15 protein-coding genes are annotated in these 12,579 nt (G+C 71.3%); 4 read left to right on the plus strand and 11 right to left on the minus strand.

Annotated elements, in window-relative coordinates; translation table 11 throughout:
- Positions 1–87: 87 nt before the first annotated feature.
- Positions 88–888, plus strand: coding sequence for an energy-coupling factor transporter transmembrane component T family protein (locus tag ACGFIQ_RS28385; protein WP_393248545.1), 801 nt, complete (start codon positions 88–90; stop codon positions 886–888).
- Positions 889–1,034: 146 nt separating this feature from the next.
- Here ACGFIQ_RS28385 and ACGFIQ_RS28390 read toward each other — a convergent pair whose 3' ends face one another.
- The gene (locus ACGFIQ_RS28390) at positions 1,035–1,508 is read right to left on the minus strand and encodes a hypothetical protein (RefSeq protein WP_393248546.1); all 474 of its coding nucleotides are present in this window, start codon (positions 1,506–1,508) and stop codon (positions 1,035–1,037) included.
- A 290-nt stretch (positions 1,509–1,798) separates the two neighbouring features.
- Between ACGFIQ_RS28390 and ACGFIQ_RS28395 the strand changes: the two genes are divergently transcribed.
- Together ACGFIQ_RS28395 and gndA are read left to right on the plus strand one after the other, a co-directional pair.
- Entirely contained in the window at positions 1,799–2,095 is a 297-nt protein-coding gene (locus ACGFIQ_RS28395) for an MTH1187 family thiamine-binding protein (protein WP_393248547.1), read from the plus strand.
- A gap of 186 nt (positions 2,096–2,281) precedes the next feature.
- Positions 2,282–3,724 carry an NADP-dependent phosphogluconate dehydrogenase gene (gene gndA, locus ACGFIQ_RS28400; RefSeq protein WP_393248548.1) on the plus strand — a complete coding sequence of 481 codons (1,443 nt, stop codon included), beginning with the start codon at positions 2,282–2,284 and terminating at the stop codon, positions 3,722–3,724.
- 206 nt (positions 3,725–3,930) lie between these two features.
- Here the strand turns inward: gndA and ACGFIQ_RS28405 are convergent, their stop codons facing one another.
- From ACGFIQ_RS28405 to recO, 5 genes are all read right to left on the minus strand, one after another.
- On the minus strand, positions 3,931–4,692 hold the full coding sequence (locus ACGFIQ_RS28405; protein WP_357077136.1) for a pirin family protein: 762 nt from the start codon (positions 4,690–4,692) through the stop codon (positions 3,931–3,933).
- Positions 4,689–4,889 carry a thioredoxin reductase gene (locus ACGFIQ_RS28410; RefSeq protein ID WP_393248549.1) on the minus strand — a complete coding sequence of 67 codons (201 nt, stop codon included), beginning with the start codon at positions 4,887–4,889 and terminating at the stop codon, positions 4,689–4,691. Before ACGFIQ_RS28410 ends, ACGFIQ_RS28405 begins: the two co-directional genes overlap by 4 nt.
- A gap of 427 nt (positions 4,890–5,316) precedes the next feature.
- Complete coding sequence (locus ACGFIQ_RS28415; RefSeq protein WP_179780512.1) at positions 5,317–5,502, minus strand: hypothetical protein; 186 nt, start codon at positions 5,500–5,502, stop codon at positions 5,317–5,319.
- A 71-nt stretch (positions 5,503–5,573) separates the two neighbouring features.
- Positions 5,574–6,386, minus strand: coding sequence for an isoprenyl transferase (locus tag ACGFIQ_RS28420; protein WP_393248550.1), 813 nt, complete (start codon positions 6,384–6,386; stop codon positions 5,574–5,576).
- 4 nt (positions 6,387–6,390) lie between these two features.
- Positions 6,391–7,257, minus strand: coding sequence for a DNA repair protein RecO (gene recO, locus ACGFIQ_RS28425; protein ID WP_393248551.1), 867 nt, complete (start codon positions 7,255–7,257; stop codon positions 6,391–6,393).
- A 102-nt stretch (positions 7,258–7,359) separates the two neighbouring features.
- On the opposite strand from recO, the gene ACGFIQ_RS28430 reads away from it, so the two are divergent.
- Positions 7,360–8,166 (plus strand): DUF4097 domain-containing protein, encoded by an 807-nt coding sequence (locus ACGFIQ_RS28430; protein WP_393248552.1) that lies wholly within the window; start codon positions 7,360–7,362, stop codon positions 8,164–8,166.
- A gap of 119 nt (positions 8,167–8,285) precedes the next feature.
- Here ACGFIQ_RS28430 and era read toward each other — a convergent pair whose 3' ends face one another.
- Genes era through ACGFIQ_RS28455 form a run of 5 tightly spaced genes read right to left on the minus strand, consistent with a single transcriptional unit; the run spans position 8,286 to position 12,514 of the window.
- Positions 8,286–9,191 (minus strand): GTPase Era, encoded by a 906-nt coding sequence (gene era, locus ACGFIQ_RS28435; protein WP_393248553.1) that lies wholly within the window; start codon positions 9,189–9,191, stop codon positions 8,286–8,288.
- On the minus strand, positions 9,188–9,574 hold the full coding sequence (locus tag ACGFIQ_RS28440; protein WP_393248554.1) for a cytidine deaminase: 387 nt from the start codon (positions 9,572–9,574) through the stop codon (positions 9,188–9,190). The genes era and ACGFIQ_RS28440 overlap by 4 nt, the downstream gene beginning before the upstream one ends.
- Positions 9,567–10,991, minus strand: coding sequence for a hemolysin family protein (locus tag ACGFIQ_RS28445; protein ID WP_393248622.1), 1,425 nt, complete (start codon positions 10,989–10,991; stop codon positions 9,567–9,569). The genes ACGFIQ_RS28440 and ACGFIQ_RS28445 overlap by 8 nt, the downstream gene beginning before the upstream one ends.
- Positions 10,967–11,440 carry an rRNA maturation RNase YbeY gene (gene ybeY / locus ACGFIQ_RS28450; protein ID WP_357077118.1) on the minus strand — a complete coding sequence of 158 codons (474 nt, stop codon included), beginning with the start codon at positions 11,438–11,440 and terminating at the stop codon, positions 10,967–10,969. The genes ACGFIQ_RS28445 and ybeY overlap by 25 nt, the downstream gene beginning before the upstream one ends.
- A 15-nt stretch (positions 11,441–11,455) precedes the next feature.
- On the minus strand, positions 11,456–12,514 hold the full coding sequence (locus tag ACGFIQ_RS28455; RefSeq protein WP_393248555.1) for a PhoH family protein: 1,059 nt from the start codon (positions 12,512–12,514) through the stop codon (positions 11,456–11,458).
- Positions 12,515–12,579 lie beyond the last annotated feature (65 nt).

The raw sequence follows: 12,579 nt of genomic DNA on the forward strand, positions 1-12,579 counted from the left end.
AGGCGAGCGGCCAGACCTGCCAGACCGGCCGACGGCAGGCGACCGGCCAGGCCGACCGGCGGGCCCGCCTGGCCGGGGCGACGTCCGATGATCAGCATCGAGCCGGTCGCCGCGCCCGATGCGCCGTTGGCCCGGCGCAACCCGGTGGCGAAGGTCGCCGCCGCGCTGATCTTCTCGTTCACGCTGCTGGCCACCCTGGACCCCCTCGCCCCGGCGATCGCCATCGCGCTCGAACTCGCCGTGCTGCCGCTGTTCGGCATCGGCTACCGGGTGCTGGCCCGACGGGCCTGGCCACTGCTCCTCAGTGCCGCCGGCATCCTGGTCACCCTGGTGCTCTTCGCCGCCGACCGGTCCGGCCGGGTCCTCCTGGACGCGGGACCGATCCTGGTGACCACCGGCGTGCTGCTCACCGCCCTCGGTCTGGTGCTGCGGGTCTTCGCGGTGGCCCTGCCCGGTGTGATCGTCTTCGCGACCACCGACCCCACCGACCTGGCCGACGCGTTGATCCAGAACATGAAGGCACCGGCCCGGTTCGCCATCGGGGCACTGGCCGCGTTCCGTCTGGTGCCGCTGCTCGGTCAGGAGTGGCAGATGATCAGCATGGCCCGACGCGCACGCGGCGTCGACGCGGGCCGCAACCCGGTGGCGAAGCTGCGACTGTTCGCCTCCACCGCGTTCGCGCTGCTGGTCGGGGCGATCCGCCGGGGCACCAGGCTCGCCGTGGCGATGGACGCCCGCGGCTTCGACGCCGGCACACCCCGAACCGTCGCCCGCCGTCAGCACTTCACCCGCGCCGACGCGCTCCTCATCGCCGGGGCGGTAGTGCTGGCCGGCGCCGCCCTCACGACAAGCATCATCGCGGGCACCTTCCGCCCCTTGATCAGCTAAACCCCAGCCGGTCCCGCGGCCCGCCCCGCCCCGCCCCGCCGATCTTGCAGTTTCTGTCGCCGTTTCATGCCGTTATACCGGTTTCGTCGGGGCAGAAAGTGCAAGATCGCGGGGCGAGGTGGGGCTGGGGGCAGCGGGCGGCTCGATCAGCTGCGGCGGAAGGCGTAGCGGCGGGTCTGGCCAGCTTGCTGGCTGCGTCCGCCGCCGGAGCGGTTGCCGCCACCCTGCGGCGGCCCGGCCGTCGGTGCCTTCGGTCGCCCGGTCGGCTTCGGCAGATCCCCCACCGCCGGCGCGTCGACAACCGCCGGCACATCGACAGCGGCCGGCGCGTCGACCGCTGCCGGCCCGGCGACCGGCACCGCTACTTCGACCGGAACAGCCAACTCGTCCGGGACAGCCGCCGGCAGCGCCGGCCCGGCCAGCACCGTCGATTCCGCCAGCACCGCCGGCCCGGCCAGCGCGTCCTCGACAGCCATCGGCATCGGCGGCAGGGGCGGTTCGAGCGCGCGGTCCAGGTCGGGGAGAGTGGGTGGGAGCGGGCCGTGGCCGGCCGCCGGGTCGATGCCGAGCGGCGTCGCTTTCGTCGTACGGGACTTCTTCGGGTTACGCCTCGCGGGCATCCTGACCTCCGTCAGTGCCGACCGGCACGGCCGGCCCCGCGCTGCGGCGGTCGGTCGGATCGGCTGGTGACCGCCGTTGCGCGGCGGTCGAAGGGAGAAGGGACTGCTCACCGGGGCCAGGCAGGGCCAGCGCCGCCGAACGGCGGGGAGGAGATGCGGGACGCCCGGGAGCGCACGGACCGCGACGCGGGACGGCGGCCGGCTCGGAAGTGGGGCGTCAGTTACGCATGTCCGTACCCTAGCCACCGCCCGACCGGACGCGCATCCGTTTTTACTGGCACGATCGGCACATGCTTATCGCGTTCTCGATCACCCCGCTCGGCGGTGACGACTCCGTGGGCGACCTGGTCGCCGAGGCGGTGCGGGTGGTCCGTGCCTCCGGCCTTCCCAACCGGACCGATGCCATGTTCACCACCGTCGAGGGTGAATGGGACGAGGTGATGGTGGTGGTGAAACGGGCGGTCGACGTGGTCGCCGCGCAGGCGCCCCGGGTGAGTGTGGTGCTCAAGGCCGACGTCCGGCCCGGGGTCACCGACGCACTCAACGGGAAGATCGCCCGGATCGAAGCCCGCCTCGCCGAAGGCTGACGCGCGCGGCGTGGGTTGGCGACAGGTTTCCCTGTACGGCCTACCGGCTGCACTGCGGAGAGCCCAGGCCACATGCGCAACGTGCATGTTGTTCGCAGAAACGGGAGGTGGATCACTGGTCCAGATCGGCTCACATCACGGTAAGTTTCCAAACGCTGATAGTGGTGACGAGAGGTGGCGGCACGAATGGCTGAGCAGGCGACGGCGCAGATCGGTGTGACCGGGCTGGCGGTGATGGGCCGAAATCTGGCCCGCAACCTGGCCCGCAACGGCTTCACGGTGGCGGTGCACAACCGGACGCCCGCGCGCACCCGGAGCCTGGTCGCCGAGCATGGCGACGAGGGCACGTTCGTGCCCGGTGAGACGATGGCCGATTTCGTGGCGTCACTGGAACGCCCCCGCGCGGTGATCGTGATGGTCAAGGCGGGTGCACCCACCGACGCGGTGATCGACGAGTTGGTGCCCCTGCTGGAGGAGGGCGACATCATCGTCGACTGCGGCAACGCCCACTTCGCCGACACCCGCCGTCGAGAGGAGGCGCTGCGCGCGCAGGGGCTGCACTTCAGCGGCACCGGCGTCTCCGGTGGCGAGGAGGGCGCGCTGCTCGGGCCGAGCATCATGCCCGGCGGTTCCGCCGAGTCGTACGCCAAGCTCGGGCCGATGTTCGAGAAGATCGCCGCCCAGGTGGACGGCGTTTCGTGCTGCACCCATGTCGGGCCGGACGGCGCCGGGCACTTCGTCAAGATGGTGCACAACGGCATCGAGTACGCCGACATGCAGCTCATCGCCGAGGCGTACGACCTGCTTCGGGCCGGCCTGGGCGCGAAGCCGGCGGAGATCGCGGAGATCTTCCGCGAGTGGAACGGCGGCGAGTTGGAGTCGTTCCTCATCGAGATCACCGCCGATGTGCTCGCGCACACCGACGCGGCGACGGGCCGCCCCTTCATCGACGTCGTGCAGGATCGGGCCGAGCAGAAGGGCACCGGCCGGTGGACCGTGCAGAGTGCCCTGGATCTGGGCATCCCGATCACCGGAATCGCCGAGGCGACCTTCGCCCGCTCGCTCTCCGGGCACGTCGACCAGCGCGAGGCCGCTCGCCGGGCGTTCCCGGACGCGGGTGAGAAGTGGCAGGTCACCGACCGGGACGCGTTCGTCGAGGACGTCCGCCGGGCGCTGCTCGCTTCAAAGATCGTCGCGTACGCGCAGGGCTTCGACCACATCCGCGCCGGCAGCCAGGAGTACAACTGGGACATCAACCTCGGCGGCACGGCGACGATCTGGCGGGGCGGCTGCATCATCCGGGCCCGCTTCCTCGACCGCATCCGCGAGGCGTACGACGAGAAGCCGGACCTGCCGACGCTGCTGGTGGCGCCCTACTTCGCCGAGGCGGTCGCCGCTGGCGTGCCGAGTTGGCGGCGGGTGGTGGCCGACGCGACCCGGGCCGGTGTGCCGACCCCGGCGTTCTCGTCGTCGTTGGCGTACTTCGACGCGCTGCGCGCCGAGCGCCTGCCCGCCGCGTTGATCCAGGGTCTGCGGGACAACTTCGGCGCGCACACCTACCAGCGGGTCGACCGTGAGGGCTCGTTCCACACCACCTGGGCCGGCGACCGCGCCGAGTCCCCGGCGTAGTCGGCGCGGCGCCCCGCAGCGCCGTGATCGTGCTCGATCCATGATGTAGTGGCCTTCCGCCCTCGGGAGGCCACTACATCCATGTTCGGGCGAGGTCATGGGGGCAGGGTGGTGCGCGCTCATGGAGCAGGGCGGTGTGCGCTCACGGAGCAGGGCGATGTGCGCTCATGGAGCAGGGCGGTGCGCGCCTCCCGGCCGGGCGACGGTCAGGCGACGGTGGCGTGCATCTCCCAGACGAGGATCTCGGCCGGTTCGTCGGCGGTGACGCGCCGGCCTCCGGTCCTGGTGAGCCGGACCGCGTCGCCGGTGCCGAGCGGGCCGCTGCCCTCCAGGGTCACTGTGCCGTTGGGCACGTACAGGTGCACGAAGGGTGCGTCGGGGATGGTGACCTCGTCGCCGGGGGCGAGACGGGCGGCGTGCAGGGTCGCGTACCGGTTGCGGATCCGGATCGCGGACGCACCGTCGTAGCGGTCCATTCCGGAGGCGATCGGCACCAGGCCGCCGCGGAGGAGCTCGTCCTCGATCTCCAGTTGCTCGTAGCCGGGGTCGACACCCTGCTCGTCGGGGAGCACCCACATCTGCACGAAGTGGACCGGGTCGGTGTGCGGCTCCTGGTTGTCGAGTCGCCAGGCGTCGTTCTTCTCCGAGTGCAGGATGCCGGTGCCGGCGCTCATCCGCTGGGCCAGGCCCGGGTAGATCACCCCGGAGTGCCCGGTGGAGTCCTGGTGCACCAGGGAGCCGCGCAGCACCCAGGTGATGATCTCCATGTCCTGGTGCGGGTGGGTTTCGAAGCCGGCCCCCGGCCGCACCACGTCGTCGTTGTTGACCAGCAGCAGACCGTGGTGGGTGTTGGCCGGGTCGTAGTGCCGGGAGAACGAGAACGAGTGCTTGGAGTCCAGCCAGGAGATCCGGGTGGCGAAGCGATCATCGGCGCGACGCACGTCGACGGCGGGAGCGGGCGCGGTCACCAGGCACGCTGCCCGGCGTCGGGTGTCGACGACGCCCAGGTCAGGGCCGGCTCGCCGGTGGCCAGCTCCGCGATCTCACCGGTGCGGATCTGCGGTGTGTGACCGAACTCGGCGCAGTGCTGCTCGGCGATCTCGGCACAGATGTCGGCAACCTGCGCACAGATCGGCTCACCCAGATCGGCGGCGTTCAACGCCATGATCATTTTGAACCGGAGATCCCGCATTTCCACCCCAACCGCCGTCGTCCCACCACCTCCGGACCCTACCCGCCCCCACTCCCCCACCACCCCGGAACAGCACCACACCCCCACCCCGCCACCCTTCCACCCCCACCCCGCCACCCCGCACGAACCCCACCCCGCCCCGTCCGGGGTCGATCATGCACTTGTGGTGGTGAACATAAGTCGTAAATGCGGCTGATCCGGCCACCACAACTCCATGATCGACCCCGGGCGGAGGCGGAGGCGGAGGCGGAGGCGGAGGCGGAGGCGGAGGCGGGGGCGGCAGAGCGGGGAGGGCCGGGCGGGGTGGTGGGACGGAGTGGGGGTGGGACGGAGTGGGGGTGGGACGACGGTGCCGCCCGCACCGGGAGGGTGCGGGCGGCGCCGGGGACGGGCGGGTTGTTTAGAAGAAGCGGCGACGCTTGGCCTTCTGGGGACGCATCAGGTCCGCGCCCTTGGTCAGCAACCGGGTCACCCCGGAGGGACCACGGCGGGCCTCCAGGGTGTGGCTGAGCCGGCGGGCACCGGCAGCCGCCAGGGGCACCGCAACCGCCATCACCGCCCACTGGGCAATGCGCTTCTGGATCATGTGGGTTCACCTCCGTCAGTGGCTTCTGACATGGGTGATACCCAGAGTGACGGGAGAGTAAGCGCGTTGGCTCAGATCACCGGGGCGACCGGGTTGGGCAGTGCGCCGCCGAAGCGTCGGTCCCGTTGCGCGTACAACTCGCACGCATACCAGAGGTGGCGGCGGTCGAAGTCGGGCCAGAGCGTGTCCAGGAAGACCAGCTCGGCGTACGCGGACTGCCAGAGCATGAAGTTGGAGATCCGTTCCTCCCCGGAGGGACGCAGGAACAGGTCCACCTCCGGGATCTCCGGGTGGTAGAGGTATTTCGCCACGGTCTTCTCAGTGACCTTGGCCGGATCCAGTCGGCCGGCGGCCACGTCGCGGGCGATCGCGGCGGCCGCGTCGCCGATCTCGGCCTGCCCGCCGTAGTTGACGCAGAACTGCAGGGTCAACGTCGAGTTGTCCTGGGACATCTCCTCGGCGGTCTGCAACTCGGAGATGACGCTCTTCCACAACCGGCCGGACCGGCCCGACCAGACCACCCGTACGCCGAGGTCGACCAACTGGTCACGGCGACGACGGATCACGTCCCGGTTGAACCCCATCAGGAACCGGACCTCGTCGGGCGAGCGCCGCCAGTTCTCGGTGGAGAACGCGTACGCAGTCAGGTACGGGATGCCCATCTCGATCGCGCCCTCGATGGTGTCGAAGAGGCTGTGCTCTCCCGCCTCGTGACCCTTGGTGCGCGCCAACCCACGATCCTTGGCCCAGCGACCGTTGCCGTCCATCACCACAGCCACGTGCTTCGGCACCGCCTCGGTGGGCAGCGCCGGCGGCCGGGCGCCGGTCGGGTGCGGTGTCGGCGGCGTCGGCTCGCGCCGGCCCGCCTTCTTCGATCGGATCACTCGGTCACTCCCTGTTCGTGCCGTCCGCCCCGGACTCGACGTCGCCACGCGGCCGGAGCACCACGACCCCGGCGCCGTCCGGCGGCGAGGCCGTGCCGGCCGCCGAGGGACCCCGGTCGACCAGCGGCAGCGAGCGTAGCGCGCGCTCCAGGTGCCACTGCAGGTGAGCCGCGACCAGCCCGCTGCACTCCCGGCGTACGCCGGTGTCGGTGGCGTCGGCCAGCACCCAGTCGCCGGTGGTCAGTGCGGACATCAGGTCGATGGTGGCCGGCGCGGGGTGGGCCGCGCCGGGTGGTCGGCAGTCCGGACAGACCGCGCCACCCGCCGGCACGGAGAACGCCCGGTGTCGCCCGGGGGTGCCGCAGACCGCACAGGCGATCAGCGCTGGCGCCCAGCCGGCGAGGGCCATCCCCCGCAGCAGGTACGCGTCGAGGACCAGCGTGGTGGCGTGCTCACCCCGGGACAGCGCCTTCAGCGCGCCGACGGTGAGCTGGAACAGCCGCAGCGACGGCTCTCGCTCGACCGGGGTCAGCCGCTCGGCGGTCTCGGCGATCGCACTGGCCGCCGTGTAGCGGGGATAGTCCCCGAGGAACCGCTTGCCGTACAGGTCGATGCCCTCGACCTGGCTGACGCTGTGCAGCGAGCTGCCGTGGTTGCCCTTCGGGTCGCCGGCGAGTTGGAGGTCGACGTGGCCGAACGGCTCCAGCCGGGCGCCGAACTTGCTGGTGGTGCGGCGGATGCCCCGGGCCACCGCGCGTAGCCGGCCGTGCCGACGGGTGAGCAGGGTGATGATCCGGTCGGACTCGCCGAGCTTTTGCACACGCAGCACCACCGCGTCGTCGCGGTAGAGCTGTCGGCGATACCCGGCCATCGGGCCATTCTCCCTCGGGGTGTGAAATCAGGGTTGGTTCGGGGTGGACGCGCGGACGAACCCCGATGCGCCCGACTCGTCACCGGTCGTAGCGTGCTGGTCATGGCAATGCACCCCACCACCGCCGCCGTCCGTCGTCGCGCCACCGCACCCGTCGCTCTGGGCCTGGCAACCACCCTCATCCTGCTCGCCGGGTGCGACAACCTGGCCATGCGTCGGCTCGACTACGACGACACCGAGGCGGCGAAGATCACCACCATCCGGGTCCTGCCGGGTGCGGGCGACGTGATCGTCCGGGGCAACGGCACGGAGGGCGAGGCACGGATCAAGCGGGTGGTGCGCTACCAGGGTGGCGAGCCCCAGGCCCGGTACGAGATCAAGGGCAGCGAGTTGGTGCTGGACACCGACTGCGGCGACAGGTGCAGCATCTCCTACGAGGTGGCCCTGCCGGAGGGTGTGGCTCTCCAGGGCGAGTCCGGCTCCGGCGACGTCGAGCTGAGCCGGGTCGGCACGGTGGATCTGCGGCTGGGCTCCGGCGACGTACGGATCGTCGGCGCGTCCGGCGCGGTCGGGGTCGAGACGGGTTCCGGTGACATCGAGGTGAGTGAGGCCAGCGGGGCGGTCCGGCTGCGCGCCGGCTCCGGGGACATCACCGCACGCCGGCTGGGTGGCGCGGTCGACGCGGAGGCCGGGTCCGGCAACGTCAACGTCGAGCTGGACAAGCCCGCCGCCGCCCGCGCACATGCCTCCAGCGGTGATGTCACGCTGCTGGTGCCGGCGGGCAGCTACCGGGTCCGGTCCAACACCGGCTCCGGCGACGCGCGGGTCACCGTCGCCGACGACCCGGCTGCGTCACTGGTGCTCGACGGTTCGGCCGGCAGCGGCAACGTCACCATCAGCCAGCGCTGACGGCGCCGCTCGCCACCGCCGCTCCCCGGCCTCATGGCCGCACTGCCGCGCCGCTCGGCCTCAAGCCGGGCGGGGGGCCGCTTGGCGGCGGGGCCGGTTGGCCGCCTCGGTGAGGACGCTCAGAAGCCCAGCTTGCGCAGCTGCCTCGGGTCGCGCTGCCAGTCCTTCGCGACCCGCACGTGCAGGTCGAGATAGACCCGGCCGCCCAGCAGCTCCTCGATCTGCCGGCGGGCGTTGGTGCCGACCTCCTTGAGCCGGCTCGCCTTGTGGCCGAGCACGATCGCCTTCTGGCTGGGCCGTTCCACGTACAGGTCGGCGTAGATCTTCATGACCTGACCCTCGGGGATCATCTCCTCCACCACCACGGCGATGGAGTGCGGCAGCTCGTCCCGGACGCCCTCCAGGGCGGCCTCCCGGATCAGCTCCGCGACCAGCACCTGCTCGGGGTCGTCGGTGAGCATGTCGTCCGGGTAGAGCTGCGGCGACGGCGGCAGGTATTTGGTCATCACGTCGACGAGCGTGTCCACCTGGTGCCCGGAGACGGCGCTCACCGGCACGATCTCGGCGAACTCCCCCATCTGGCTCACCGCGAGCAACTGCTCCGCCAGACGGCGCTTGTCGACCAGGTCGGTCTTGGTGACCACCGCCAACACGGTGGCCTTCAGCTCGGCCAGCTCGCCGGTGATGAACCGGTCGCCGCGCCCCACCGGCTCGTCGGCCGGGATGCAGAGGCCGATCACGTCGACCTCCGTCCAGGTGGACCGGACCAGGTCGTTGAGACGTTCGCCGAGCAGCGTACGGGGCCGGTGCAGACCCGGTGTGTCGACAAGGACCAGCTGCGACTCCGGGCGGTGCAGCACGGCCCGGATGACGTGCCGGGTGGTCTGCGGTTTGTTCGAGGTAATCGCGATCTTGGTGCCGACGATGGCGTTGGTCAGCGTCGACTTGCCGGCGTTGGGCCGGCCGACGAAGCAACCGAACCCGGCCCGGTACGGCCGTGCCTGCGGGTCCGGCACGGAGCTCACTGCGCCACCGTGCCGAGGACCGTGCCGTCCGGCGCGGCCACGTGGATCGGCGCGTCCACCGTGAGGTCACGCACGGCCGCGTGCCCGGCGCCGTCGAGTGTCGACGCCTCGGTCACCACCACCGCGGCCTCCAGCCGGCTCGCCCCGGCCGCCACGGCCGACGCGACAGCCAACTGCAACGCGGTGAGGGTCAGCGACGGCAACGCGACGCTGGCCGCCGCGTACGTCCGGCCGTCCTGATCACGGACCGCGGCGCCCTCCACGGCGGCGACCCGGCCGCGGGCTCCCCGGGCCAGGACGACCAGCTTGGCGTCCTCGGCGCTCAGGGGTGTCGGCGCGCCGGGGGCGGGCCGAGCGGCAGGCACGGGGGGTGTGTCAGGCATCGGCGGATTGCCTCTCGTCGTCTCGGTAGTTGGTCGTGTCGTCCCCGGGGCCGGCGTGCTCGCCACGCCCCGCGGTGTCCTGCTCATGGCCCGACTCCACCCGGCTGACCAGGACGGTGTCGATCCGGTTGCGCCGGCCGGTGGTGCCCTCGGCGAGCAGCCGGAGACCGGCGACCTCGACCTCCGCGCCGGGGATCGGCACTCGCCCCAACGACTGGGCCAGCAGGCCACCGACCGTCTCCACCTCGTCGGTGGGCAGGTCGGTGTCGAACATCTCGCCCAGACTCTCCACCGGCAGGCGGGCGGTCACCCGCACCGAGGAGTCCGTCAGACGTTCGACGGGCGGGCGTTCGACATCGTACTCGTCGGTGATTTCACCGACGATCTCCTCCAGGATGTCCTCGATGGTGACCAGGCCGCCGGTGCCGCCGTACTCGTCGACCACGATGACCAGGTGGTTGCGGGCCGCCTGCATCTCCGACAGCAGGTCGTCGACCGGCTTGGACTCCGGCACGAAGGTCGCCGGGCGCATCAGCTCGGCCACCGGCAACTGCTCGGCCGCCGGGTCTCCACCGCGGGAACGCCGGATCAGATCCTTGAGGTAGAGCACACCGAGCACGTCGTCGACGCTCTCGCCGATCACCGGGATGCGGGAGAACCCGGAACGCAGGAAGAGCACGAGCGCCTGCGCGAGCGTCTTGCCCTCCTCGATCCACACCATCTCGGTACGCGGCACCATCACCTCACGGGCGATGGTGTCACCGAGCGCGAAGACCGAGTGGATCATCTGCCGTTCGCCGTGCTCGACGACGCCGCGCTGCTCGGCCAGGTCGACCAGCTCACGCAACTCCACCTGGCTGGCGAACGGCCCCTCCCGGAAGCCGCGGCCCGGCGTGACCGCGTTGCCGATCAGGATCAGCAGCGAGGCGAGCGGGTTGAGCGCCCGGCCCAGCCAGCGGACCAGCGGCGCCACCGCGCGACCCACGGCGTACGCGTGCTGCCGGCCGATGGTGCGCGGGGCGACACCGACCACCACGAAGCTGACCACGGTCATCGCGCCGGCGGTGACCAGCGCGGCCCGCCAGCCGGCGCCGAAGCTGTCCACCGCGACAAGCGCCACCAGGGTGGTGGCGGTCAGCTCGGCGAGCAGCCGCAACAGCAGGAGCAGGTTGAGGTGCCGGACGACGTCGCCGGCCACGGCCTGCAGGGTGCGGGCGCCCCGCACACCGTCGCGCGCCAGCTCGGCGGCGCGGGCCGGCGAGATCGCGGCGAGCGCCGCCTCGGTCATCGCGATCAGGCCGGCCAACACCACCAGGCCGGCCGCGAAGACGATCAGCTGCAGGTCGGGAAGGCCGGCGGTGGCGCCGGCCGCCAGTAACGGAGGAGTGGACATCACTGGGTGCGGGTCGACCGCCAGCTCGACAGCAGGCGGGCCTGGAGGGCGAACATCTCCCGCTCCTCCTCCGGCTCGGCGTGGTCGTAGCCGAGCAGGTGCAGCACCCCGTGCACGGTGAGCAGGTGCAGCTCGTCGGCCGAGGCGTGCCCGGCGGTCGCCGCCTGCTTGGCCGCGACCTCCGGGCAGAGCACGATGTCGCCGAGCAGGGCGGGCTCGCCGCCGGCGGGTGCGGACTCCCCCGGGCCGTGGTCGACGCTGCCCTCGTCCATGGGGAACGCGAGCACGTCGGTCGGACCGTCGCCACCCATCCAGCGGTGGTTCAGCTCGGTCATGTAGTCGATGTCGACAAGCAGCACGGACAACTCGGCGAGGGGGTTGACCCCCATCTCGTCGAGGGCGTGCCGGGCGACGGCGAGCACGGCATCGGTGTCGACCTCGACACCGGACTCGTTGGCGATCTCGATGGACAACTGCTTTCCTCTGCTTTAGCGGCGGCGGCCGGCCCGGCCGCCCTGGGCGGGTCGCCCGGGCACGGCGTGGACGCCCTGCGCCTGCTGGTTCTCCCGCTCGGCGTCCCAGCGGGCGTACGCGTCGACGATCTCCCCCACCAGCCGGTGGCGAACCACGTCGGAGCTGGACAACTGGGCGAAGTGCACGTCGTCGACGTTTTCCAGGATCTCCCGGACGACCCGCAGACCGCTGCTGGTCCCGCCGGGAAGGTCCACCTGGGTGATGTCACCGGTCACGACGATCTTGGAGTTGAAGCCGAGCCGGGTGAGGAACATCTTCATCTGCTCGGGCGTCGTGTTCTGTGCCTCGTCCAGGATGATGAACGCGTCGGAGAGCGTCCTGCCCCGCATGTAGGCCAGCGGGGCGACCTCGATCGTCCCCTGGGCCATCAGCTTCGGGATCGTCTCCGGGTCGAGCATCTCGTGCAGCGCGTCGTAGAGCGGGCGCAGGTACGGGTCGATCTTCTCGTTGAGCGTGCCGGGCAGGAAACCCAGTCGCTCACCCGCCTCCACCGCCGGCCGGGTCAGGATGATCCGGTTGACCTGCTTGGCCTGCAACGCCTGGACGGCCTTCGCCATCGCCAGGTAGGTCTTGCCGGTGCCGGCCGGGCCGATGCCGAAGACGATGGTGTGGGTGTCGATCGCGTCGACGTACCGCTTCTGCCCGAGCGTCTTGGGGCGGATGGTGCGCCCGCGACGGGAGAGGATGTTGAGCGTCAGAACCTCGGCGGGCCGCTCGGCGCTGCCCTCTTCGAGCATGCCGACGGTACGCCGGACGGCGTCAGTGGTCAGGGTCTCGCCTTTCTCGATGAGTTCGAGCAGCTCGCTGAAGACCCGCTCGGCGAGGGCGTTGTCCGCGGGGTCACCGGTGATGGTGATCTCGTTGCCGCGAACGTGCACGTCACTGCTGACCGAGCGTTCGACGAGCCGGAGGATCTCGTCGCCTGCGCCGAGCAGATTGACCATGATCTTCGAGTCAGGCACGGTGATCTTGGTCTGCACCCGGGGCGGGCCGGGAGGTGGGGTGCCGGTCATAGGTTGGGCCGAAGGGCCCTGCGCACCTGCTCTCGATCTCGGCGCCGGCCCTGCTGGCACGGCGT

Origin of the sequence: Micromonospora sp. NPDC048898, assembly GCF_043198035.1 — a bacterium.
Classification (GTDB): Bacteria; Actinomycetota; Actinomycetes; order Mycobacteriales; family Micromonosporaceae; genus Micromonospora.

What these genes read in the sequence shown, in the direction of transcription:
- ACGFIQ_RS28430 (WP_393248552.1), top strand. Translation starts at nt 7,360, where the DNA reads ATGGCAATGCACCCCACCACCGCCGCCGTCCGTCGTCGCGCCACCGCA.
- ACGFIQ_RS28410 (WP_393248549.1), bottom strand. Translation starts at nt 4,889, where the DNA reads ATGGCGTTGAACGCCGCCGATCTGGGTGAGCCGATCTGTGCGCAGGTT.
- ACGFIQ_RS28415 (WP_179780512.1), bottom strand. Translation starts at nt 5,502, where the DNA reads ATGATCCAGAAGCGCATTGCCCAGTGGGCGGTGATGGCGGTTGCGGTG.
- ACGFIQ_RS28395 (WP_393248547.1), top strand. Translation starts at nt 1,799, where the DNA reads ATGCTTATCGCGTTCTCGATCACCCCGCTCGGCGGTGACGACTCCGTG.
- recO (WP_393248551.1), bottom strand. Translation starts at nt 7,257, where the DNA reads ATGGCCGGGTATCGCCGACAGCTCTACCGCGACGACGCGGTGGTGCTG.
- ACGFIQ_RS28455 (WP_393248555.1), bottom strand. Translation starts at nt 12,514, where the DNA reads ATGACCGGCACCCCACCTCCCGGCCCGCCCCGGGTGCAGACCAAGATC.
- ACGFIQ_RS28390 (WP_393248546.1), bottom strand. Translation starts at nt 1,508, where the DNA reads ATGCCCGCGAGGCGTAACCCGAAGAAGTCCCGTACGACGAAAGCGACG.
- ACGFIQ_RS28440 (WP_393248554.1), bottom strand. Translation starts at nt 9,574, where the DNA reads ATGCCTGACACACCCCCCGTGCCTGCCGCTCGGCCCGCCCCCGGCGCG.
- gndA (WP_393248548.1), top strand. Translation starts at nt 2,282, where the DNA reads ATGGCTGAGCAGGCGACGGCGCAGATCGGTGTGACCGGGCTGGCGGTG.
- ACGFIQ_RS28385 (WP_393248545.1), top strand. Translation starts at nt 88, where the DNA reads ATGATCAGCATCGAGCCGGTCGCCGCGCCCGATGCGCCGTTGGCCCGG.